The sequence below is a fragment of the Gordonia sp. 11cp genome (assembly GCF_057767225.1).
Window position 1 is genome coordinate 1,455,936 of record NZ_CM173437.1, and the last position, 21,333, is coordinate 1,477,268.

21 protein-coding genes are annotated in these 21,333 nt (G+C 68.2%); 11 read left to right on the forward strand and 10 right to left on the reverse strand.

The features are described from left to right. Positions 1-9: 9 nt before the first annotated feature. Complete coding sequence (locus AC3B6C_RS06370; RefSeq protein WP_014928604.1) at positions 10-630, reverse strand: AIM24 family protein; 621 nt, start codon at positions 628-630, stop codon at positions 10-12. 248 nt (positions 631-878) lie between these two features. On the opposite strand from AC3B6C_RS06370, the gene AC3B6C_RS06375 reads away from it, so the two are divergent. Genes AC3B6C_RS06375 through AC3B6C_RS06395 form a run of 5 tightly spaced genes read left to right on the forward strand, consistent with a single transcriptional unit; the run spans position 879 to position 6,505 of the window. Beyond that, positions 879-1,991 carry a hypothetical protein gene (locus tag AC3B6C_RS06375; protein ID WP_488375418.1) on the forward strand — a complete coding sequence of 371 codons (1,113 nt, stop codon included), beginning with the start codon at positions 879-881 and terminating at the stop codon, positions 1,989-1,991. After that, positions 1,988-3,205 (forward strand): HpcH/HpaI aldolase/citrate lyase family protein, encoded by a 1,218-nt coding sequence (locus tag AC3B6C_RS06380; protein WP_488375419.1) that lies wholly within the window; start codon positions 1,988-1,990, stop codon positions 3,203-3,205. The genes AC3B6C_RS06375 and AC3B6C_RS06380 overlap by 4 nt, the downstream gene beginning before the upstream one ends. After that, positions 3,202-4,500: a phosphoribosyltransferase family protein gene (locus AC3B6C_RS06385; RefSeq protein ID WP_488375420.1), complete on the forward strand. Its 1,299-nt coding sequence runs from the start codon at positions 3,202-3,204 to the stop codon at positions 4,498-4,500. Before AC3B6C_RS06380 ends, AC3B6C_RS06385 begins: the two co-directional genes overlap by 4 nt. Then, the gene (locus AC3B6C_RS06390; protein WP_488375421.1) at positions 4,500-5,627 is read left to right on the forward strand and encodes a cysteine protease StiP family protein; all 1,128 of its coding nucleotides are present in this window, start codon (positions 4,500-4,502) and stop codon (positions 5,625-5,627) included. The genes AC3B6C_RS06385 and AC3B6C_RS06390 overlap by 1 nt, the downstream gene beginning before the upstream one ends. After that, positions 5,624-6,505, forward strand: a complete 882-nt coding sequence (locus AC3B6C_RS06395) for an HAD family hydrolase (RefSeq protein ID WP_488375422.1) — start codon at positions 5,624-5,626, stop codon at positions 6,503-6,505. The genes AC3B6C_RS06390 and AC3B6C_RS06395 overlap by 4 nt, the downstream gene beginning before the upstream one ends. On the opposite strand, the gene AC3B6C_RS06400 is transcribed toward AC3B6C_RS06395, so the two are convergent. Then, positions 6,506-7,249, reverse strand: coding sequence for an MSMEG_1198 family transcriptional regulator (locus AC3B6C_RS06400; protein ID WP_488375423.1), 744 nt, complete (start codon positions 7,247-7,249; stop codon positions 6,506-6,508). A 292-nt stretch (positions 7,250-7,541) separates the two neighbouring features. Between AC3B6C_RS06400 and AC3B6C_RS06405 the strand changes: the two genes are divergently transcribed. Then, the gene (locus AC3B6C_RS06405; protein ID WP_488375424.1) at positions 7,542-8,093 is read left to right on the forward strand and encodes a helix-turn-helix transcriptional regulator; all 552 of its coding nucleotides are present in this window, start codon (positions 7,542-7,544) and stop codon (positions 8,091-8,093) included. 81 nt (positions 8,094-8,174) lie between these two features. Then, on the forward strand, positions 8,175-8,627 hold the full coding sequence (locus tag AC3B6C_RS06410) for a hypothetical protein (RefSeq protein ID WP_488375425.1): 453 nt from the start codon (positions 8,175-8,177) through the stop codon (positions 8,625-8,627). Positions 8,628-8,643: 16 nt separating this feature from the next. Here the strand turns inward: AC3B6C_RS06410 and AC3B6C_RS06415 are convergent, their stop codons facing one another. Together AC3B6C_RS06415 and AC3B6C_RS06420 are read right to left on the reverse strand one after the other, a co-directional pair. Next, a complete protein-coding gene (locus AC3B6C_RS06415) occupies positions 8,644-8,895 on the reverse strand; it encodes a DUF6480 family protein (protein WP_010844872.1) in 252 nt (83 codons plus the stop codon). A gap of 302 nt (positions 8,896-9,197) precedes the next feature. Then, the gene (locus AC3B6C_RS06420) at positions 9,198-10,367 is read right to left on the reverse strand and encodes a low temperature requirement protein A (protein ID WP_084817334.1); all 1,170 of its coding nucleotides are present in this window, start codon (positions 10,365-10,367) and stop codon (positions 9,198-9,200) included. Positions 10,368-10,506: 139 nt separating this feature from the next. Between AC3B6C_RS06420 and AC3B6C_RS06425 the strand changes: the two genes are divergently transcribed. Together AC3B6C_RS06425 and AC3B6C_RS06430 are read left to right on the forward strand one after the other, a co-directional pair. Continuing rightward, positions 10,507-11,898 (forward strand): acyl-CoA synthetase, encoded by a 1,392-nt coding sequence (locus tag AC3B6C_RS06425; RefSeq protein ID WP_488375426.1) that lies wholly within the window; start codon positions 10,507-10,509, stop codon positions 11,896-11,898. Positions 11,899-12,053: 155 nt separating this feature from the next. Next, the gene (locus tag AC3B6C_RS06430) at positions 12,054-12,941 is read left to right on the forward strand and encodes a hypothetical protein (RefSeq protein WP_488375427.1); all 888 of its coding nucleotides are present in this window, start codon (positions 12,054-12,056) and stop codon (positions 12,939-12,941) included. Positions 12,942-12,987: 46 nt separating this feature from the next. Here AC3B6C_RS06430 and AC3B6C_RS06435 read toward each other — a convergent pair whose 3' ends face one another. Together AC3B6C_RS06435 and AC3B6C_RS06440 are read right to left on the reverse strand one after the other, a co-directional pair. After that, positions 12,988-14,175 carry an alpha/beta hydrolase family protein gene (locus tag AC3B6C_RS06435; protein WP_488375428.1) on the reverse strand — a complete coding sequence of 396 codons (1,188 nt, stop codon included), beginning with the start codon at positions 14,173-14,175 and terminating at the stop codon, positions 12,988-12,990. After that, on the reverse strand, positions 14,172-15,290 hold the full coding sequence (locus tag AC3B6C_RS06440) for a homogentisate 1,2-dioxygenase (protein WP_488375429.1): 1,119 nt from the start codon (positions 15,288-15,290) through the stop codon (positions 14,172-14,174). The genes AC3B6C_RS06435 and AC3B6C_RS06440 overlap by 4 nt, the downstream gene beginning before the upstream one ends. 142 nt (positions 15,291-15,432) lie before the next feature. Between AC3B6C_RS06440 and AC3B6C_RS06445 the strand changes: the two genes are divergently transcribed. Further along, positions 15,433-16,050, forward strand: coding sequence for a TetR/AcrR family transcriptional regulator (locus AC3B6C_RS06445; protein WP_014928618.1), 618 nt, complete (start codon positions 15,433-15,435; stop codon positions 16,048-16,050). 84 nt (positions 16,051-16,134) lie between these two features. Beyond that, positions 16,135-16,710, forward strand: coding sequence for a GNAT family N-acetyltransferase (locus AC3B6C_RS06450; protein WP_010843896.1), 576 nt, complete (start codon positions 16,135-16,137; stop codon positions 16,708-16,710). 30 nt (positions 16,711-16,740) lie between these two features. Here AC3B6C_RS06450 and AC3B6C_RS06455 read toward each other — a convergent pair whose 3' ends face one another. Genes AC3B6C_RS06455 through AC3B6C_RS06470 form a run of 4 tightly spaced genes read right to left on the reverse strand, consistent with a single transcriptional unit; the run spans position 16,741 to position 21,277 of the window. Next, complete coding sequence (locus AC3B6C_RS06455; RefSeq protein WP_488375431.1) at positions 16,741-17,469, reverse strand: DUF429 domain-containing protein; 729 nt, start codon at positions 17,467-17,469, stop codon at positions 16,741-16,743. A 26-nt stretch (positions 17,470-17,495) separates the two neighbouring features. Continuing rightward, complete coding sequence (locus tag AC3B6C_RS06460) at positions 17,496-18,839, reverse strand: TrpB-like pyridoxal phosphate-dependent enzyme (RefSeq protein WP_488375432.1); 1,344 nt, start codon at positions 18,837-18,839, stop codon at positions 17,496-17,498. Between the two features lie 57 nt (positions 18,840-18,896). Further along, entirely contained in the window at positions 18,897-19,562 is a 666-nt protein-coding gene (locus tag AC3B6C_RS06465) for a response regulator (protein WP_010843893.1), read from the reverse strand. After that, positions 19,562-21,277, reverse strand: coding sequence for a sensor histidine kinase (locus AC3B6C_RS06470; protein WP_488375433.1), 1,716 nt, complete (start codon positions 21,275-21,277; stop codon positions 19,562-19,564). The genes AC3B6C_RS06465 and AC3B6C_RS06470 overlap by 1 nt, the downstream gene beginning before the upstream one ends. Positions 21,278-21,333 lie beyond the last annotated feature (56 nt).

Consider the following 21,333-nt stretch of genomic DNA (forward strand, 5'->3'; position numbering starts at 1 on the left):
ACCTCACCCTCACCGCTCGGCCGGCTGGATCGACACGACGCCGCTGCCATCCCAGCGCAACGAGAACGCCTCACCGCCACCTTGTCCCAGCGCCGACCGCCAGGAGACGTCGGTGACGAACGACTGACTCAACTGCCCACGGGCACAGACAAAGGCGTCCGGATCGACCACGAGCGGATACTGCGGGGACACCTCCAGATGGATGAGCGGACCGCCGTTGGACAGCAGCGCGATCTGACCGTGGCCGCTCACCGTCGTGGTGAACAGCCCCTGACCCGACGATGCGCCGCGCAGACCGGCGAAGGTGACGTTGGTCTGCAGGTTGCCGTTGAGCACCATCAGTTGCTCGGACTCCACCTGCAGCGTCTCGTTGTTCAGCTCGATGACCGTCGTCTCGGCGGCGTTGTGGGCGAAGTAGACGATGCCGCTGCCCGACGCCTCCATGAGCGACAACGCCTCTCCGGTGGCCCGCTGCTTGAGGCCCGCGAGCACGCCGTCGCCGCCGCCGAAGCCCGCCGACTTGAAGGTGACCTGCCCCTCGTAGGCGACCATCGACCCGCTGATCGCGCGCACCGCGGAATTGTTGAGCCTGGCTTCCACCACGCGTTTGGACCTTTGTACCAACTGCATTCGACGTGCCTCTCTCGCGCCGCGGGGAGGTCGCCGACCGACCGTCCCTCGTTCGTCTCCCGACGCCATCCCCGCACCACGGCACCCGCCGTCGACCGGCCGTTCCAGCCCGTCGTGAGCCGGGGAATCCGGCCTCATACGGAGATGAAAATAGCCGATAGCATCGTGTGGTGCCCGGAAACTTCGTACGTCGATGGTTCGGGAACGATTCACGCACGAATTCCGCACCACCTGCATCATCGGAACAAATGACAGCGGCGTTCCTGGAGTCCGAATCCGTCCTGGCCGAGATCGATCCGGCCGTCGGTGTGAGTTCCACCCTCGAGCCGCGGTCGCAGCTGCGCGCCGCGTGGTCGAGCATCCGCGAGCAGCACGCCCAGGCGACGTCGGACTATCTGCGACTGGCCTCGCCGCCCGCCGGCACGCGTGTCGCCCCGCAGGATCTCGAGCGCTCGACGCAGGCGTTGCGGGCGGTCACCGCCTCGATGCGCGACTTCGCCGAGACCCACGCCGGGACCCTCGAGCGGGCTCGCGCCACGGTGCGTGCCGCCGACGCCCAGGATCACCAGGCCCGGGTGGCCGCCAACCGGGCGATGACCGCCCTGGAGAACGCGGCTCCGGCGGTGACACGGTTGCAATCGGTATCAGGTGCCACCGACGACCTCGCACGGGTGCTCACGACATTCGACCAGGCCACGGGCCTGCGCGAACGGCAGACCGCCGCGGCGGCCGTGCTCAGCGCGGCGCGGCAGCTCGACCGGCTCCTCGCCGAGGCGCCCGCTTTCGCCGAGCGGGCACAGCAGGTCATCCGTTCGGTGGAAACCCGCCGGAGCGCGGTGTCGACACGCAGCGCGCAGCTCCCCGACACCCTGTCGGCACTGCGCCGGGAGTTCAGTGCCGACTGCTCTCTCGATCTCCAACGCAACGGCACCGTCGTCGACGAGCGGCTCGCACATGCCGACGCCGAGCTCGTGGCAGCCCGCTCCATGCTCGCCGACGACCCTGACCAGGCCATCGACCGCGCCGACGCCGCGCGTGACGACCTGGCCGTGGCCGAGAAGGCCGTCAACGCCGTGCTCGACCGCTTGCGCCTCCTGCGCGAGGTCCGGTCCGACCCCAAGGGTGCCGAGCAGCGTGTGCGGTTCCGGCTCCGCGACGCCCAGCTGTTCGCGGTCGATCACGCCCTGGTTGACGAATGGGGTTCGGTCCTCGATGCTCAGGCCGACCGGATCGAGCGCGCCAAGGGAGAGCTGGACCGCATCCACCCCGACTACTGGAGCTACCTGACCCAGCTCCGCGCGGTGGACGACCGGATCACCGAGATCGTTTCGCGGATGAGAGGACAGGTGGCCGCAGGATGACCACCACTGCACGGCACGACGACACCGGCCTCGAGCCCGGGACGATCCGACACTTCGATCATCTGGAGCCGTCGGTCGCGGAGCATCTGTTCTACCGGCAGCCCGAGCCGATCGAGCCGACCTGGCCCGCCCAGCGGCTCGCGGTCGCCCTCGGTGCCACCCTGTACGTCCCGGCAACCCGCCCCGACCTCGCCGACGTCATCCGCCGACGACGCGCGGAGGGCGTGATCTCGATGGTCATCGACCTCGAGGACGCGGTCGCCGACCACGAGGAAGCCGAGGCGATCGACCATGCAGTGGCCGCGCTCCGCAGAATGGCCGAGAACCCGGGTCCACCGATGCTGCTGTTCGTCCGTCCGCGTTCGGCCGACCGGATCGTGCCGTTCGCAGAGGCGCTGAGCACGCCGTCGGTGCTGACCGGGTTCGTCATCCCGAAGTTCGCCTCGGACACTGCGCCCGCGGCCCTCGACGCCGTCGCCCGCGCGGGCCAGATCCTCGACAAGCACCTCTGGGTGATGCCGGTCCTCGAGTCGGCGTCGGTCGTGCACCGTGAGACCCGGGACGACGAGTTGACCGCCCTGGCATCGCTGCTCGGCGAGCACCGGGACCGCGTGCTGGCGGTTCGCATCGGGGCCACCGACATCTGCGGTTTCTTCGGCATCCGCCGGGATCGGGACCTGACCATCTACGACGTCCGGGTTGCCGCCGATGTGATCGCCGGCATCGTCAATCATCTCGGGCGCAGCGACGAGACCGGTTTCGTCGTCACCGGCCCGGTCTGGGAGTACTTCGCCGACCACGAGCGCATGTTCCAGCCCATGTTGCGGCACACGCCGTTCCGGGAGAACGACGCCGTCTATTTCCGGCAGCAACTGGTCAGCCGAGACATGGACGGCCTCCTGCGCGAGATCACCCTCGACCGCGCCAACGGCCTGCACGGAAAGACGGTCATCCACCCCGCGCACGTCGCCGCGGTGCATGCGCTGTCGGCGGTGACCCACGAGGAGTATCACGACGCACTCGACATCCTGGCCGGGGAGTCCGGCGGGGTACGCGCGTCGTCGTATCGGAACAAGATGAACGAGCTGAAGCCGCACCGTAATTGGGCACTGCGTGTCATCGATCGCGCGGCCGCTTTCGGGGTGACACGGCAGGGGGTCTCCTTCGTCGACCTGCTCACCGCGCTGGCCTCGCCCGGGCCGGGCGCATCGTGAGCGACCCGGACACCGTCGGCATCGACTGGGTGACCGAACGTTTCGGCGTCGAGATCTCCGCCGCCGACGGCGCCCGAACGGGTCACACGGTGCACGACCTCGTCTCACTCGGACTGCGCCACAATAGGCGCCGCGCGCATCTCCTGGTCTCGACGGTGCTGGGCAAACACATCCCGACGCCACCGTCGATCGTCCGTGGCGCCGCCGACGATCTCGGCGCTGCGATCATCGCCGCGATCGGCGCGAACTCGGCGCGCGACGCCGTCGTCTTCGGCTTCGCCGAGACCGCCACCGGCCTCGGACACTGCGTGGCCGAACGGATCTCCGCATCCCGGTACCTGCATTCGACGCGGCGCAGGAGACCGGGCGTGACGGTGTCGGGCACCTTCGAGGAAGGTCATTCACACGCCACCACCCACCTGTTGCAGCCGAGCGACCCCGCCTTCCTCGACGCGACCTCGCCGAACGAGGTGCTGATCATGGTCGACGACGAGGTCTCCACCGGCAAGACCGCGCTCGGCGCCATCGAGGCCATTGTCGCGGAACGTCCCCGCACGCGGTTCGTCGTGGCGTCCCTGGTGGACATGCGGACACCCGATCAGGAGGCCGAATGTGAGGCCTTCGCAGCGCGACTCGGCGTCGAGGTCACCTACGTGACGCTCGCCCACGGCTCGATCACGCTTCCGCCGACGCTCCTCGAGGACGTGTGGAAGCTCGAATCCGGTGACCTCAATCCGGTGGCACCGCGACGCGGCGACCTGGTCGAGGTCTCGCCCGACTGGCCCGCGGCGGTTCCCGACGGAGGCAGGCACGGGATCCTTCGCGCCGACTCGACGGACTTCCATCGAGCCGCAGACGACGCCGCGGACACCGCGGCGGCACATCTCGATCCGGGGCGTCCGGTGGTCGTGATCGGACACGAGGAGCTGATGTACGCGCCGCTGTGTGTCGCGGAGGCCCTGGAGCGTCGTGGTTTCGCCACCGCGTACCAGACCACCACGAGGTCCCCGGCCCAGGTGCACGACGTCCCGGGGTATCCACTCCGACGCGGGTTCCGGTTCGTCGCACCGGAACCCGACCCGGACACGCCTCGCTACGTCTACAACGTCTCATCCGTCGAGCACCCCGATCCCCAGGTCGTGCTGGTGATCGACTCGCCGGCCGACACCGACGAGCTGCGCGCGGCCGGCGGCCTGGTCGACGTCCTCACCGCCGCCGGGCACCCGGTCGTCCTGACCGTCTTGCCCGCAACGGACCAGCTTTCCCTGGCCCGGGCGCGAGAGGCGGTGCAGTGATGCACGGGATCGCCACCACCACTCCACCGTTGCGCGGCCCGGAGTTCGGTTCGTATGCGGCCGAAGAGGTCACCTGGTTGCTCAAGGACCTGTCCGATGTGGCGCTGGAAGGGGAACTGCGCGAACGGGAACGTCGCATCCAGTCCGGACAGGCGCACTATGCCGAGTCCCTGCCGATCGAGTATCAACCGGGCCGTGAGTATCAGGAACTGTTCCACGCGACGCTGCGATCCTCGGCTCAGCGCCTCGCCGAAGCGGTCGGTGTCGTATCCGAACTCATCCTGGCCGAGCGCCACTCCGCACCGACACTGGTCTCACTGGCGCGCGCCGGAACGCCGGTCGGCATCCTGATCCGTCGGTGGATGCTCGCGGTCCACGGAGTCGACCCCCGCCACTACACGATCTCGATCGTGCGCGGTCGTGGGATCGACACCGTCGCACTGGATCACATCGTGGAACGCCATCCTGCCGAGTCGGTCGTCTTCGTCGACGGCTGGACCGGCAAGGGCGCCATCCAGCGGGAGCTGACCGCCGCCGTCGGCGAGTACGCACGCGCCGGGCGTCCGCAGCTGCACGACGAACTGGCGGTACTGGCCGACCCGGGTTCGGCCACGACACTCTTCGGCACCCGGGACGACTTCCTCATCGCGTCGGCCTGCCTGAATTCCACTGTGTCCGGGCTGGTCTCACGTACCGTGCTGAACGCCGACCACATCGGTCCGGGAGAGTTCCACGGCGCCAAGTTCTACCGCCACCTGAGCGACTTCGATGTGTCGGGAGTGTTCCTGGACACCGTCAGTGCGGAGTTCGACGCGGTCGCCGACCGGGTCCGGGCGACGGTGGCCTCGATGACGCCGCCAACTCGCCGGCCGGACTGGTCCGGCTGGCGATCCGTGGAGCGCATCCAGGCCGAGTACGGCCTGTCATCGATCAACCTGGTCAAACCCGGGGTCGGCGAAACCACCAGAGTGCTGTTGCGTCGCGTGCCGTGGCGCATCTTGGTGCGCGCCGACGACCTGCCGGAGCATCGCCACATCCGGTTGCTCGCCGCCGAACGAGATGTGCCCGTAGAGGTCTCGCCCGATCTCGCGTATTCGTGTGTCGGGCTGATCAAGGAGGACTCGTGAACGCGATCATCGCCACCGATCTCGACCGGACCATGATCTACTCCCGCGCGGCGATGGGTGACGAACAGTTCGCGACCCTGGAGACCGTGTGCGTCGAGATCTACCGCGATGCACCGCTGTCGTACATGGCCGAGGCCGCCGTCGAACTGATGACCCGGTTGGCGCGCGAGGTCGTCGTCGTCCCGACAACCACTCGCACCCCGGCACAGTATGAGCGAATCACGTTACCGGGCAGCCCGTTCCGATATGCCGTGGTCAGCAACGGCGGCCGGATCCTCGTCGACGGCGCCGACGACCCGGTCTGGCGCGCGCACATCGAGAACGAGGTGACCCGCGCGGGCGCCACGCTCGACGAGGTCCGCAACGAGCTCAGGACCCGCATCGACGACTCGTGGGTGACGGCGTTGCGGACCGCCGACGACCTCTTCTGCTACCTCGTCGTCGACCCGTCGGCCCAGCCGCCGGAGTTTCTCGAGCAGTGGCAAGGGTGGTGCGACGCGCGCGGTTGGACGGCGTCCCAGCAGGGCCGGAAGATCTACGCGACTCCGCAACCGGTGACCAAGTCGGCGGCGATCGCCGAGGTTCGGCGACGGCTGGTCGCCGACGGGACCCTCGACGACTCGGCAGAGCTCTACGCGGCCGGTGACGGCTGGCTCGACACCGACCTGTTGCTCGCCGCAGATCACGCGATCCGCCCTCGGCACGGTGAGCTCGAGTCGCTCGGATGGTCGTCGCCGGGGCTGAGGGTCACCGCGCACACCGGGGCACTCGCCGGCGTCGAGATCCTGAGGTGGTTCGGCGAACGAACCGGCCTGGACCCGGTAGAGCCGAGCGACCCCACCGGTCGGGGCGCCACCGCCGGTGTCCACGCGGGCTGATCACGCCGGCATCGATCCGAGGACATCCGAGTGCCCGTGGCGTCGGCACCAGCTGATCAGGTAGCGCGCATGCAGGCCGCACCAGCGGTAGACGGCCGCCTGCGTCATCGGCAGGGTGGCGTCATGTTCTCCCAGCTCGGTGATGATCGGGCCCAGGTAGTGACTCGTCATCTTGTTCGCCGTGTTCGGCGACACCTTCGCCGCACGTGCGAGCGTCGCGTTGTCGGACGCGTTGCCAGACGCGATCGCACCGGCGAGACGACCGGCGGTATGACCGCGCTGACCGGTGAGCAGGCCGTACAACGTCGGATGCCGGACGTCGCGCTGGATGCCGGGTGGCCGCCGGCCGAGCGCGACCGCCTTGACGACTTCCGTCAGGACGGCGTATCCGTCGGGCTTCGCGATCACGCCGGCGACCCCGTCCCGCAACCGCGCTTCGTCGAGATGGTCGCGATCCATCGCCGATCCATCCGATGCGAGAATCACCGGCGCCCGGCGTCCGTGAGAATCCAGCGCGTCGACGAGGTCGAGTCCGTCGAAGGTCCATTCCAGGGTGGGTCCGTTCCAGATCAGGTCGGCCACCACGACGTCGAAACGCACGTTGTTCACGATGCTGCGGATGAATTCGTCCTGCCCCGTCGCCACGGTGACGGTCGCGTCGTCCAATGCCTGCGACAGGGGTGCCGCACCGACATGCCCGAGCGGAGAAACAAGCAACACTCTCAGACTGTCCGGCACATGCACGATTTTGCCTGAAGTGCATGCTCGATGCGTAATCACGTATTCATTTGATCGGTTCGTGCGTTTAAATACTCGGCCAAGGTCACATTCGGTCGTCGAAGCCGCTGATATCGGAGTCGATATTCGAAAGGCTGAAACAATCGCGTGCGGAATGGGCGAAACGGGAACCCGTGAGCAATCTCCGCTTGCGCACCGACCCAGGAGAACCGAGAGCTTGTCCGCATCGTCGAACGAACCCCGACCGCCACACCCGCGTGCGACGCAGCCGGGTAAGGGCAGCGAGCAGACCGCGCGTATGGCTGCCGTTGTCGCCGAGGGCGACATCTTCGACGCCGCCCTGGCCGCGCTGATCGAGAGTGCCGGGTACGACGCAACCGTCGTCGAACCCGCCCAGCTCACCGGCCTGCGGAATGCGGCCGCGATCCTCGTGCGGTCCGCGGCCATGCTCGGATTCGTCCGGCGCGTGCCGGCGTTGCGCTCGGTCAAGATCATCTTCGTGGGCAACGGTGTCGCGGGCTTCGAACACATCCGCGTCTCCCCCCGCGCCCCGGGAGCGGAGGAGGCACTACATCGCGCGCTGGCGACCGCGGCGGGCCCACCGACGCCGCAGTCCGCCCCCGAACTCGCGAACCGGGTACGACTCACCGAGCGGGAACTGGAGATCCTCAGGACCTACACGCTGGGTGCCACGCTGCGCCAGACCTCGCGCGCCCACGAGATCGCGGAAAGCACGGTGCGCGAACATTATCGGCGAGTCGCACGACGATATGAGGAAGCCGGCCGGCCGATCGGGAACAAGGCCCAGCTCCTCGTCGAGTTCATCACCGACGGGTGGGTGCGGCCCTGAGGCTCGATGACCGGCACGGTGTCCGCGCGATGGTGCCCTTGGGCTCACGACACCAGGCGACACGTGCGGGAGACTGTGAGCGTGACCGCGACCTCTGACACCTCCGGCATCCAGCGGATCGGCAACCGACAGACGGCCGCGGCGTGGGCTCTCGCGATCGTCGAGGTCCTCGTGGCGTTCGCGGCCGTTGCCGGCGGGCTGGCCCTGATGGGCGATCAGTGGGCGATGCCGCGGGAGTGGCTCCTCAACACGCCGTTCGCCACGTGGACCGGTCCCGGGATCGCGTTGATCGCGGCGGTCGCGATTCCGCAACTCGTTGCAGCCGCGGCCATCGCCGTGCCGTCCGTGCCCGCGCGTCTGGGCATCATCGGCGGCCTGCTCGCCGGCGGGTCGCTGATCGCATGGATCGTTCTCCAGCTCGCACTGCTCCAGGTCTTCTTCTTCCTACAGCCCCCGATGATCGTCGTCGGAATCGTCGAGGTCGTACTGGCCCTGCGGTGGCGTCGCGGCGTCGAGATCCCGGCGACGAGATGAGGAGCCCGTCGGCGATCTAGAACAGACCCACCGCACGACCGATGAGACCCAGTGCGACCAGCAGGAAGATGATCGCCGCGACGGCGATCACGATCACACCGCCGACCCGCCTGCGCTGCGGCGGCTCGTGCTCGTCCCCTCCGACCGCGGACTCGGCCGGCGGGGTGTCACCTGGCGCGACTCCGCCTCCGGGTTCGAGTCCCGCCGTGCTCGCCGGGTCGGGGTTCTGCGGATTGAACGGTTTCCGGGCGGGGTCGTTGTCAGCCATGTTGCCGGTGTACCCGGAATGACGACAAGTCACTCGTGGTCGTTCCCCAGCCTCGTCGCAGACCGTCGGGGGCCGTCGAAGCGTGGTGGTGGGGTCCCGCGTGCGGTCGATCCCACCACCACGCCTCCGGCCAGATCGGTGGGGGCTGGCTGCTCAACCCCCGCCGATCTGCGTCATCGGGGGCCGCATTCAATCCTCATCCTCGCGACCTGAGTACACCCTTACCCGTGGCTATCGGTCCCAAACACGAGCGGGTCCCGTCGGCGTCGCGCCCGCACGCGAGCGTTACACCCCGCCACAGATCACCCGTGCACGCCGGCGTCCGTGGTCAGTGGGGGTCGCAGGACCAGCACGGTCACGATCGCGATGAGGAACACGGCGGTCAGCGCGAACGGGACCGGGATGACGGGATCGAGGAGGACGAGCAGGGCCCCGACCGGAACCACGGTGTTCACCACGCGGTCGGCGTTGGCGCGGATGGCAATCCACCAGATCCCGAGGATGAAGACCGCGATCGGGATCGTGACCGTGAACGACGCCTGGGTTTCCGTCAGCTCGCTGTGATGGGTCAGCACATCGATCTCGACCTCGATGCCTGCCGAGAACGCGCCGGCCGCCGCGAAGACGAAGTAGTGCACGTATCCGTACCGGAGTGAATCCGCCAGCGATCCGATCGCCCGGTGGTGCGGCGGCCAGAAGTAGATCCACCACAGGGCGGCGGTCGCGACGAAGGTCAGGATCGCGATCGAGATCAGCGGCGCGAGTTCCTGCTCGCTGTGCAACGCCTCGATGATGGCGTTCGACGACGCCAGCAGACTCTCGCCGAGCAGGATGAGCGTGAAGAGGCCGTACCTCTCGGTGATGTGGTGCGGATGCCAAGGGGTGTTTCCCTGGCGTTCGGCGATGACCGGCACGGCGAGTTCGGCGCCGACGAGCACCACGAAGCCGATGGTCGCGGCGGTACCCGACGGGACGAGCAGCCACAGCAGCCACAGGACCTGGACGACTGCGATCCCGGCGGCGTAGAGCCGGGTGGTCCGGCGGCGGTCCCCGGCGGAGCCGGACGCACGCAGCCACTGGGCGACCATCGCGACGCGCATGATCACGTAGCCGACGACGACCAGAGAGAACTCGTGGTCGACGAATGCGGATTCGATCCCCGCCGCGAGCACCAGCACCCCGGCCATCTGGACGAAGGTGAGGACCCGGTAGAGCCAGTCGTCGGTGCCGAACGATGTCGCGAACCAGGTGAAGTTCATCCACGCCCACCAGATGGCGAAGAACACGAACGCGTACGACACCACGCCGTCGACGATGTGGTTCTCGGTGAGCGCATGGTGCAACTGGACCGCCGCGATGCTCACCGCCACCACGAACACGAGATCGAAGAAGAGCTCGAGAGTGCTGGCCGTCCGACCCGGTTCGTCCGGGTCCCGTGGGCGCATGGTGCTCAGGTGCAAGCGTGTGGACATCGTTGCCAATCCCCCCGATCGGTCGATCCTGGTGCACGAGATCATGCCACCAGGTCGGTGGTGGCTGCCGCACGCCGCATGACCTCGGCGATCCGCGCAGGTGATCGGTGGAAGGGTCTCCGCGTGGCACAGTGAAGGCGTGCTGCTGCCCACCCTGACCCCCACCGCACCGGACGACCCCGCCGTGATCCGTGTCGGCGACGACAAGTTGTCGCGCGAGGACCTGGTCGGTGCGGCGACCGCGGTCGCGGAACGGATCGCCGGCGCGCGGACCGTCGCAGTGCTGGCCACCCCGACGGTCGAGACGGTGCTCGCGGTGGTGGGCGGGCTGATCGCCGGCGTCCCGGTGGTTCCCGTCCCGCCCGACTCGGGCCCTCGGGAGTTCGAGCACATCCTCGCTGATTCGGGGGCACAGGCCTGGCTGGGGCAGTCCCCGGCCGAGCCGACGCTGCCGGTCATCCCGGTCCGGCGGTACGCGAAATCGTGGCACCGCCACCCCGAACCGCACGCCGACTCGACGGCGCTGATCCTCTACACGTCCGGCACGACCGGCCTCCCCAAAGGTGTGCCGGTCAGTCGGCAGAGCATCGCCGAGGGACTCGACGCACTCGCCGACGCCTGGCTCTGGACCGCCGACGACACTCTGGCGCACGGTCTTCCGCTGTTCCACGTCCACGGGTTGATCCTGGGTGTCCTCGGCCCGCTGCGCCGCGGCGGACGACTGATCCACACCGTCACACCGACAGCCGACGCATACGCCGCCGCCGCGGGGGCCGGCGCGAGCATGTTCTTCGGCGTGCCGACGGTCTGGAGTCGTGTTGCCGCCGAACCGTCTGCCGCACAGACACTGTCGTCGGCGCGGGTCCTCGTCTCCGGAAGCGCCCCGTTACCCGTTCCGGTCTTCGATCGCGTTCACGAACTCACCGGACACCAGATCGTCGAGCGGTACGGCATGACCGAAACGTTGATCACGGTCAGTGCGCGGGTCGACGGGGAACGCCGACCCGGGTGGGTGGGATTGCCTCTCGCCCACGTGGAAACCCGCCTCGTGGAGAACGGGGAGCCACTGCCGCACGACGGTCAGACCGTCGGCGATCTCCACGTCCGCGGACCGATGCTGACGGCCGGGTACCTCAATCGCCCCGACGCGACCGCCGAATCATGGCTTCCCGACGGCTTTTTCGCGACCGGTGATGTCGCGGTCATCGGCGCGGACGGGATGCATCGGATCGTCGGCCGACGCGCGACCGACCTCATCAAGTCCGGTGGCTTCCGGATCGGGGCCGGCGAGATCGAGACCGTCCTGCTGGCTCACCCGGCGGTCCGCGAGGTGGCCGTGATCGGCGTACCCGACGACTACCTGGGGCAGCGCATCGTCGCCTATGTCGTGGGCGACGAGGTCGCCGACACCGAACTCATCGAGTTCGTCGCCGGCGAACTGTCGAATCACAAACGGCCCCGGGAGATCCGCTTCGTCGAGTCCCTCCCGCGCAACGCCATGGGCAAGGTGCAGAAAAAACTGCTCGGCTGAACTGGGGTTGTCTGAAAACCGCCCGGTGGACCTGAACCGTCGTCATAGTGTCGGCTGTCCATTTTCTACGGGCGGTTCTCAGCAAGTGCACCCGGTTGTCCACAGGTGTCCATGACTCCGGCCTGACAACCGACATCACGATCACACTGTCTCGCATGGATTTCGATGAGCTCATCGATCGGTTCGGGGGTGTGGTCGCGATCCATCAACTCCTGGCCGCGGGCGAGACCACTGCGTCGATCCGGAATGCCCACCGTTCCGGCACGATCACTCCCATCCGGCACGGGTGGTACCGCACCGGTGCGGCCGATGAGGAAGTGGCCCGGGCGGTTGCCGACCGGGGCGTCGTGTACTGCGCCTCCGCGCTTCGACGTCATGGTCTATGGGTACCCGAGCACCCCAGAGAACTTCATTCCAGAGTCACACGCCACGAGCGTCGGCAGTCGCACGATCGATGCCGACGGTACGGCCGGCCGAGCCCAGTCCACGGCGCCGTCGACGACGTCCCCACTGCACTGCAGTACGCCGCCCGCTGCTTCGACGTCGAGGGCTTCATCATCCTCTGCGACTCCGCACTCAACACCGGCAAGATCACGCCGGAGTGCCTCCGCGCCCACTTCGACGACGCTCCGATGTTCATCAAGAGAGCTGTCGCAAAGACCGAGCGCCTCGCCGCATCGGGAACGGAGACAGCCGCTCGCCTTCGTCTGAGAAGCGCAGGACTGCGAGTCGCCGTCCAACATCAGGTGCCCGGTGTCGGGTGGATCGATCTCCTGGTGGGAGACCGACTTGCCCTCGAACTCGACAGCGTCGAACACCACACCGGTGTCGAACGATACGAGGAGGATCGGACCCGGGACCGGAAGCTGGTGGCTCGGGGTTACTTCCCATTGCGACTGACCTACGCGCAAGTGTTCGGCGATTGGGACGCCACCTACACCGACATCGCGGACATCGTCGCGCACGGGTACCACCGCAGTCGCACGGTGCGCGGGCGCCACCCTGCGCTAAACCGCCCGTCAGAAACGGACAGTCGACAATAAGGCGCCCCGTCGCGTCCGGGGGGCGGTTTTCGGCAGGCTGACGTCCTCAGTCGGCCCATCCCCGTTCGGCCATCCACTCGGTGATCGTCCCGACCGCTTCCTTCAGGTGCGGGATCTGGTCGCGCCCCGAGTAGTAGTGGGTCGCTCCGGTGATCGTGTGCAGGGTCTTGTCGGGATGACCCACCGCGTCGAAGAGGCGGTGCGTGTGGCTCGGCGTGCACGCGTTGTCCGCGGAGTTGCCGATGACCAGGGTCGGAACCGCGAGATCGGCGGCGCACCGCGGGCCGTCACCGTTCGCCTCGTCGAAGCTCCACTGGGACAGCCAGCTACGCAGGGTGGTGAACCGGGCAAGCCCGACCGGACCCATGTTGACGATCCGTGGATCTCCCAGATAACAACCGGGTGAGCGATCGCTGGGGTCGACGGTGAGGTCCAGCCAACGCGGATCGGCCATCGTCCCGTGGACGACGAATCCGTGCTCCAGCAACGGCTCACCGCGCCGGCGCAGCTCGTCGAGTCGTTCCTTGACCCATGCGGTGATCCGTCTGTTCCGGTCGATCTGCGCCGCGCGGTACCGGTCGAGGAAGTCCGCGGAGTACGGCGGCTGGTTGGGGTTCGACGGGTTGTAGAGATCCAGCTCCGGATCGCGGCGATCGGGATCGGACTCGTCGAGGATCGACGGGTCCATCCACTCGGTCAGTGTCCCGTGTCGCGACACGTGCGCGGCGAGCAGCATCATGCCGTCCGCGGCGGGCAGGTCGAGGGCTGTCAGGTCGGGTGGTTCACCGGCGGGGGTCGCGGTGACGGTCGCGTGCTGCGCCTGCTGCTGGTAGTACAGCGAGAGAGCACCCCCGCCGCTCCAACCGGCGAGGATCACCTTCTCGTAGCCCAGACGTTCGCGTGCATCCTTCACGCACGCACCGAGATCCTGCACGACCTTCTCCATGATCAACGCACTGTCGACGCCGCGATACCGGCTGTTGCAGTAGATGACATGGTGACCGGCGCGAGCGAGCGCGTTGGTCATCGGCAGGTACGCACCGCCGCCGATCGGATGCATGAAGACGATGACGTTCTTCGACGGCACGCCCCTGGGCCGCAGCAGGTAGCTCTCGAGAACGACACTCTCGGTGACCCCGCCGTAGGTGTCCTGGTAGGCCGAGAGGTCGTCGAAGACAACGAGATAGGGAATGCGGTCGTAGTCGTGACGAGCCGGATCGGTCGTGACGGTCATGCTCGCGACTCTCCGTCGGCCGGCGCGGCGTCGGACAGGTCCGATTCGAGCATCGCCGGTGCGGCGACGAGCCGACGACGCGTGTCGATCGAGATCACCTGCCATTCCACTCGATCGAACTCGTCGAACTTGCGACGGGACCGTTCCCGTGCCCGCTCGGGAATGCCGTGATGCATGCCCTGGGGTGCGTGGGAGATCAATCCCGGCGGCATTCCGACCCCGAACATGCTGCCGCCGTGGAAGAATGCGATCTCGTCGAAATCGGTGTTGCGGTGATACCAGGGCAGACGTTCGGCGCCCTTGCGTGCCTCGGCCGGGCGCGGGAGGAAATTCATCACGTACACCCCGGTCGCCTGCATGAACAGGTGGACCGTCGGCGGCAGGTGCACGGTCTCGGACGTGATGACGTCGTAGTCCTCGATGTTGAACGCGAAGGGGAAATTGTCTCCGCGCCAGCCTTCTACGTCGAGCGGATGGAACGGGTAGAACAACGACGTCTGCCCGTCGCGCTGCCGGAACCGCACTTCGTACTCGTCTCGGCCGTCACCATCGAACGCCTCCGCCTCGGGAACGACGACGAGCGACGAATCGAAGGGAAAGAACCTGCCGAGCACTCCGGGCTCGGGAACCCGGAACTCGTCGACCGCCTCGATGATGAGCAGCAGCGACGGACCGTCCGGTACATGGCGATGCGTACACCCCTTCGGGATGTACACGTAATCGCCGGGGCGATAGGGCAATCGGCCGAACTCGGTCTCGAAGTAACCGGCACCCTCGTGGACGAAGACGAGTTCGTCGCCGTCGACCGGACGAGACCAGAAGGGAGCGGTCTCGATTCGACGGCTCAAGGAGATGCGGCAGTCCTCGTTGTGGAACATCACGAGGGGTTCGCCCGCGGGATCGGTCTGGTCGGTGGGCGTGAGATCGGTGACGATCCGATCGACCCCCGTATGGGTGCCCACCGCCCGGAACTGTGTCGGATCGTTGCGTCGGTACAGATGGGCGGTGCGACCGGTGAATCCGTACCGCCCGAGCTCATCGTCCTTCAGGTCGCCGACATCTCGGTGCACCTGCCGAGGCGTGCGCCCTGAGCGGTGCTGGATGAACGATTCCATGCCGAACTCCTGTTCTCTGCGATTTTCTGATGCTAGATTCAGGTTCAGGAGATGACAAGGGTCACACTCAGTCTCGATCCACGTGCACCGGCTCGACGATCACGTGGTTCGATGAGTGATCGGTGCGTGGAAGGAGCTCACGGTGCCGCCGACGAACAAGGGACGCCAGACCGAGGCCGCTTTTCTCGACGCGGCGCGTCGGACATTCGCCGAGAAGGGCTATCTGAACACCAAGATCGCCGACATCTCGGCAGCTGCGGGCCGCTCGACGGGTTCGTTCTACAACTACTACGACAGCAAGGACCGGTTGCTCGAAGCGTTGCTGGACCGGTTCTCCGAAGAAGTGGTGGAACAGTCGCTCGCGACGAGGCACACCGACCCGGAGGCGGGTGTCCGCGCGGCCGTGACGGCCTACTGGACGACCTACAAGAAGTACCTGCCCGAGATCATCGGCCTGTTCCAGATGTCGATGCTCGACGACGACTTCCGCGCTCGATGGCACGCCAACCGCGTGTCCGGGATCAAGCAGGTGCTGTCCGGGCTGCACGCGGCCGAACGCGCGGGCTACGCCGTCGGGCTGCCGCTCGAACCGCTGGCGTCCGCATTGGTCGCAACCCTCGAATCCAACTGCTGGACCTGGCTCGCGGTCCGCAACGACGCAGCCGGTCCCGTCCCCGACGACGACACGGCCATCGAGATCCTCACCGCCATCTGGTACCGCACCGTGTTCGGATCGGGGCCCGCGAGCCCGGCTCCCTGATCCGGGCGGCCAGGACATCCAATCGCGCCGCGGCTGGATGTGTCCCCCTTGCTGTCTCGGACGGCAGCGGCGATGCTGGGGGACATGCCCATCGAGGTCCGTCCCGCGGTGATCTTCGACGACATCGCGACGATGGTCGGCCCGAAGAAGCCGACCTCGAACGTCTGCTGGTGTCTGAGTTACCGAATACCGAGCAAGCAGAACCAGGAGCTGGTCCGCGAACAGCGCGGCGAGTTCGTGAAAGAGCTGTGCGACAGCGGTATCCCGCTGGGCGTGCTCGCCTACGACGACGCGGGTGAGGTCGTCGGCTGGGCGGCCGTGTCGCCGCGCGCGGACACGAGCTTCGCGCGGAACCGGCGAATCCCCCATGTGGACGACCTCCCGGTGTGGTCGGTCTGGTGCATCCGCGTCCGTCCCGGTCATCGCAAGCAGGGGATCTCGCATGCGCTCCTCGCCGGGGCCGTCGACTACGCGCGGTCGAACGGTGCGCCGGCGATCGAGGGTTACCCCGTGGACAACAAGGGCGCCAAGGTCGATCTGACGATGGCCTACGTCGGGACCCGCGGCCTGTTCGAGAAGGCCGGATTCGTCAAGGCCGCCGACACCTCGTCGGTCCTCGCCGGGTTTCCGCGCGTGCTCATGCGCCTGGCACTGGTCTGAGCGTGCTCGCGCCGAGCCGCGCGGGGGAGGTCAGATCAATTCCGACAGTTCGCCGGTGGGTACATGGATCCAACCCTCGCGGGTGGCGACCGGCCGATCGGCCGTGTCGGGCGACGTGGTCCGGCCGAGCTGCGCGGCGCGCGCGATCAGCGCGGTGATCACGGCGTCGAACGCGTCGTCGTCACGCGCCATCGTCTCGGCGTGATCGCCGAGATCCAGCCATGGCGCAGCCGCTTGCAGAGCGTCGGCCAGTGCGGCGAGAACCGGCACGTTCGCGGCACGCTTGTATCCGCGCGAGGTCAGTCCCCACCGCTTGAGCGCCCCCGCGGGGTACGCCTCGACCGCCCATCCGTCGACGCGGTCGTCGACGCCCAGGTCCGCGAGCAACCCCGCGCATCGGAACGCGACGTGCGCGATCTGGTCGGCCGACACACTGAGCGGGCGGCCCACTCCGGTTTCGACGATCCGGAGATCGGTGCGACGCAGCGCAAGTGGTCGTCGACGAGTGATGTCGTCGAGTTCGCGGCCCCTCGGCAGCTCGTTGCGGTGGTGCGCGACGACGAAGTCGACGAACTCGTCGGGCCAGCCGAAGGGAGAGTCGATCCCGATCCGGGTGGCCCCGTCGGCCAGCCGCCGGATGGCGGCGTCGTCCGCACCGACGACGAGCTCGGTCAGCTCCGCCCGGTCGGCACGCCAATCCACGCATGCCACAGCTGTTTTCACCGGCGATGCGGACAGGTCGACGCCGACGGTCCGCATCGCCGGCAACACTGTGCGGGTTCGATTCAGAAGTTGCCCTCGAGGAACTCGGCGTAGGCCGGCAGATCGAGTTGGCCGTGGCCCGACAATCCGATCACCACGACCTCCTCCTTGTCGCTGTCGGCGACGTGCGCGGCGCAGGCCGCGATCGCGTGGGTCGATTCAGGGGCCGGGACGATGCCCTGGGTCCGGGCGAACTGCACGCCCGCGGCGAACGCATCATGCTGGGAGATGGCGACGCCCTGGACCAGGCCGAGCTCCACCGTGTGGCTCAACGCCGGTGCCATGCCGTGGTAGCGCAGACCACCGGCGTGGATCGGATCGGGCACGAAATCCATTCCGAGAGTGTGCATCTTGAGCAGCGGCGTGAGTCCGGCGACGTCACCGTGATCGTAGCGGTACTCCCCCTGCGTGATCGACGGGCACGCGGCGGGCTCCGCGGCGACGACCCGCGGGTCCGAGCGACCGTGCAGCTTCTCCCGCAGGAACGGGAACGACAACCCGGCCAGATTCGAACCGCCTCCGGCGCAACCGAACACGATATCGGCACCGCCGGGCTCCACTGCGTTCAGCTGCTCGACGGCCTCCTGCCCGATGACGCTCTGGTGCAGCACCACGTGATTGAGCACGCTGCCCAGTGCGTACCGGGTGTCGGGATCGGCGGCGGCGACCTCCACGGCCTCGCTGACCGCCATGCCCAGGCTCCCGGTGGTGTCGGGGTCCTTGGCGAGCATCGCACGGCCCGACTCGGTCAGCTCCGAGGGGCTCGGGTGGATGGTGCCGCCATAGGTGCGGATCAGGAACCCGCGGTACGGCTTCGAGCTGTACGACGCACGCACCTGCCACACCTCGACGTCGATACCGAACTGCGCGCCGGCGAATGCGAGCGCGCTGCCCCATTGCCCGGCCCCGGTCTCCGTGGTCAGTTTGGTGACACCATCGATGCTGTTGTAGTAAGCCTGCGCGACAGCGGAATTGGTCTTGTGACTGCCGACCGGACTCACGCCCTCGTATTTCACGTAGATCCGCGCCTTGGTGTTCAGCGCCTGTTCGAAACGGCGCGCGCGGATCAACGGCGACGGCCGCCACATGCGGTAGATCTCGCGTACCGGATCCGGGATCTCGATGTAGGGCTCGGTGGACACCTCCTGCGCGATGAGCCCACTCGGGAACAGTGCGGCGAGATCGTCCGGGCCGACCGGCTCCCTGGTGCCGGGATGCAGGTGCGGCGGGATCGGGGAGTCGAGCTCGGCGGCGAGGTTGTACCAATGCGTCGGCACATCCACCGTGATCAGATCCGGATTGCCCCCACCCGCAACTCTCGGCCCGCTCGCTCCGCTCCCGGCGCCGGGTTCAACACGCGTCGTCATGGGTCACCACTCTAATCCTCGGCAGGCGTCGGCGACCGGTGCCGGGCAATCCCGGACTCACGCCTCGGGCAGCCGATACTCCTGCCGCGGCCGGCCGGTGGTGCCGTATTGCAGCGACATCTTGAGGCGGCCGGCGGCGACGAGGTTCGCGAGGTGCCGGCGCGCGGTCGGTGCCGCGACACCGATCTCGCGGGAGACGTCGTCGGCGAACAGCGGCGTACCGGCGGTGAACAGTGCCAGGATGCGCTGTTCGGTCGGTGACCCACCCTCTGCCCGGTCCGCGGCGCGAGTACCGAAGCGCAGTGCCGAGAGGGCGGCGTCGACGGCATGCTGGTCGACGTTCTCGCCCGCCAGCACCCGCCGGTACTGGGCGTAACCGGCCAGCCGACGTGCGAGGTCGGCGTCGTCGAAAGGCTTGATCAGGTAGGCGAGCGCACCGGCACGCATCGCAGCACGCACCGCCGATGCATCGGTCTCGGCGCCGACGATGAAGCAGTCGCAGTCGAGTTCGGCGACCAGATCGATGCCCGAGCCGTCCGGCAGGTAGACGTCCAGCAGCGCGAGGTCGATGTCGGGGTGCTCGGCCACCGCCTGCCGCGCGGCACCGATGCTCCCCGCACGCGCACGGACGGTGAACCCCCGCACGGCATCGACGATCGTGGAATGCAGTGCGGCGACCCGGAAGTCGTCGTCGACTATCAGGACGCCGAGGTCGTCGGTCATCAGTGGCCTCCCGGCTCGTCGGTGTCGCCGAGGTCCCCGGCGTCGCTGCTCGCGGTGCCCTCCGTCGGCGCGAGTACGCCCGGCAGGCGGGCGACGAACACGGCACCGCGGAGCTCTTGCTCGCCGTGAGCCTGCCCACCCGCGTCGGCGACCCAGACGTCCCCACCGATTCGACGCGCGATCTGCCGGGCCAGGGCGAGGCCCATGCCGCGGCCGCCGGGCACGTGCGCGCCCGACTTCGTCGTGGCGCCCTCGGCGAAGACGTCGTCGGGATCGTCGAAGGAGATGCCCGGACCCGAGTCCCCGACGGTGACCAGGATGGTGTCGTCGTCGGCGATCACCTCGACCTCGACCTCCCCGGTCTCCCCCGTGCCGGATTCGGCTCCCGTGCCATCGCCCGAGCCGGCGGCATCGATGGCGTTGTCGACGAGGTTGCCGAGCACGGTGGTGACGACGACGGGTTCGGTGAGCGCACCCTGGAGCCAGGTCTGGTCGCCCAGTCGCAACACGACGCGGCGCTCCCGTGCCTGGGCCGCCTTCGCATCGAGAAATGCGTGCAGATGCGGCTCGCGCACATTGTCGAGTCCGGTGAGGAGCGCTCCGCCCGGTCCGGTGCCGGTGACCTCGTCCAGGTAGGCCAGCGCTTCGTCGGCGTGCCCGTGCCGGAGGAGGCCGGCGAGCACGTGCATCCGGTTGGCCGTCTCGTGACGCTGCGCGCGTAGGGCCGTGCTCATCGATCGGATCGAGTCCACCTCGCGGCTCAGCGCCTCGACGTCGGTGCGATCGATCACCGACAGGACCATGCCGAGATCGCGGCCGTCGGCGCGCACCCGATGCGAACTCACCAGCACGACCCGCTCACCGACACTCGCGGCGAGTGGCTCGGTGGTCGGGGTGGCCAGGACGGCGGCCACCCGCGGGCTGAGGCCGAGGTCGGCGGCCGGCGTGCCGACGGGTGCGTCGACGGCGAGCAGTGCACGCGCCCTGTCGTTGACGACGCGGACGATGCCGTCGGCGTCGACGGCGAGCACGCCGTCGGCCATCGAGTGCAGCACCGCACCCTGCTCCCGGACGAGTTCGGCCAGTTCGTCGGACTCCAATCCGAGCGTGAGCCGACGCCAGCGGCGAGCCAGCAGCGCCGAGCCCACCGCCCCGATGCCCAGTGCCGTGAGCGCGAGGAGCGAGGTCGCGATGATGTCGCTGCGGGTCTCCGACGCCAGCCGTTCGGTGGAGACGCCGACGCTGATGAACCCGACCACCGTGCCGTCCGCGCTCAGGACCGGAACCTTCGCCCGTACCGATTCCCCGAGCGTGCCCCGGTCGGTGGTGACGTCGTCCGACCCGGACAGCACCTTCGACGGGTCGGTGGACACCATCCTGGCGAGCTCCGACGCCTCCGGGTGAGCGAGACGGATGCCGCGATCGTTGCCGATGACGACGAACAGGGCTCCGGTGCGCGCCCGCACAGCCGCGGCCTGACGCTGGAGCGGGCCGTCGAGCAGGTCGGACGCATTCACTCGGGTGCCCGGATGGGCGGCCACCTCGCTGCGGACCTCGGCATCGGCGGCGACCGACTGGGCGATCGCGAGAGCCCGCTGTGCGTATTCCTCCCGCACGCGGTCGTCGGCGCCGGCGATGACCAGACCGAACCCGACGACGAGGCTGACGGCGATCACCGCCAGCTGCAGGAGCAGCACCTGCGTCCGCAAACGCATGACGCCAGCCTAGTGCCGTGCCGGCGCGGCGATCCGTGGGGAACGGATCGCCGCGT

Bases quoted from the DNA above. Each gene is read 5' to 3' on its own strand.
- AC3B6C_RS06450 (WP_010843896.1), top strand. From the start codon at position 16,135: ATGCCCATCGAGGTCCGTCCCGCGGTGATCTTCGACGACATCGCGACG.
- AC3B6C_RS06390 (WP_488375421.1), top strand. From the start codon at position 4,500: ATGCACGGGATCGCCACCACCACTCCACCGTTGCGCGGCCCGGAGTTC.
- AC3B6C_RS06380 (WP_488375419.1), top strand. From the start codon at position 1,988: ATGACCACCACTGCACGGCACGACGACACCGGCCTCGAGCCCGGGACG.
- AC3B6C_RS06455 (WP_488375431.1), bottom strand. From the start codon at position 17,469: ATGCGGACCGTCGGCGTCGACCTGTCCGCATCGCCGGTGAAAACAGCT.
- AC3B6C_RS06430 (WP_488375427.1), top strand. From the start codon at position 12,054: ATGGATTTCGATGAGCTCATCGATCGGTTCGGGGGTGTGGTCGCGATC.
- AC3B6C_RS06460 (WP_488375432.1), bottom strand. From the start codon at position 18,839: ATGACGACGCGTGTTGAACCCGGCGCCGGGAGCGGAGCGAGCGGGCCG.
- AC3B6C_RS06440 (WP_488375429.1), bottom strand. From the start codon at position 15,290: ATGGAATCGTTCATCCAGCACCGCTCAGGGCGCACGCCTCGGCAGGTG.
- AC3B6C_RS06375 (WP_488375418.1), top strand. From the start codon at position 879: ATGACAGCGGCGTTCCTGGAGTCCGAATCCGTCCTGGCCGAGATCGAT.
- AC3B6C_RS06420 (WP_084817334.1), bottom strand. From the start codon at position 10,367: ATGTCCACACGCTTGCACCTGAGCACCATGCGCCCACGGGACCCGGAC.
- AC3B6C_RS06470 (WP_488375433.1), bottom strand. From the start codon at position 21,277: ATGCGTTTGCGGACGCAGGTGCTGCTCCTGCAGCTGGCGGTGATCGCC.
- AC3B6C_RS06465 (WP_010843893.1), bottom strand. From the start codon at position 19,562: ATGACCGACGACCTCGGCGTCCTGATAGTCGACGACGACTTCCGGGTC.
- AC3B6C_RS06415 (WP_010844872.1), bottom strand. From the start codon at position 8,895: ATGGCTGACAACGACCCCGCCCGGAAACCGTTCAATCCGCAGAACCCC.
- AC3B6C_RS06405 (WP_488375424.1), top strand. From the start codon at position 7,542: ATGGCTGCCGTTGTCGCCGAGGGCGACATCTTCGACGCCGCCCTGGCC.
- AC3B6C_RS06370 (WP_014928604.1), bottom strand. From the start codon at position 630: ATGCAGTTGGTACAAAGGTCCAAACGCGTGGTGGAAGCCAGGCTCAAC.
- AC3B6C_RS06435 (WP_488375428.1), bottom strand. From the start codon at position 14,175: ATGACCGTCACGACCGATCCGGCTCGTCACGACTACGACCGCATTCCC.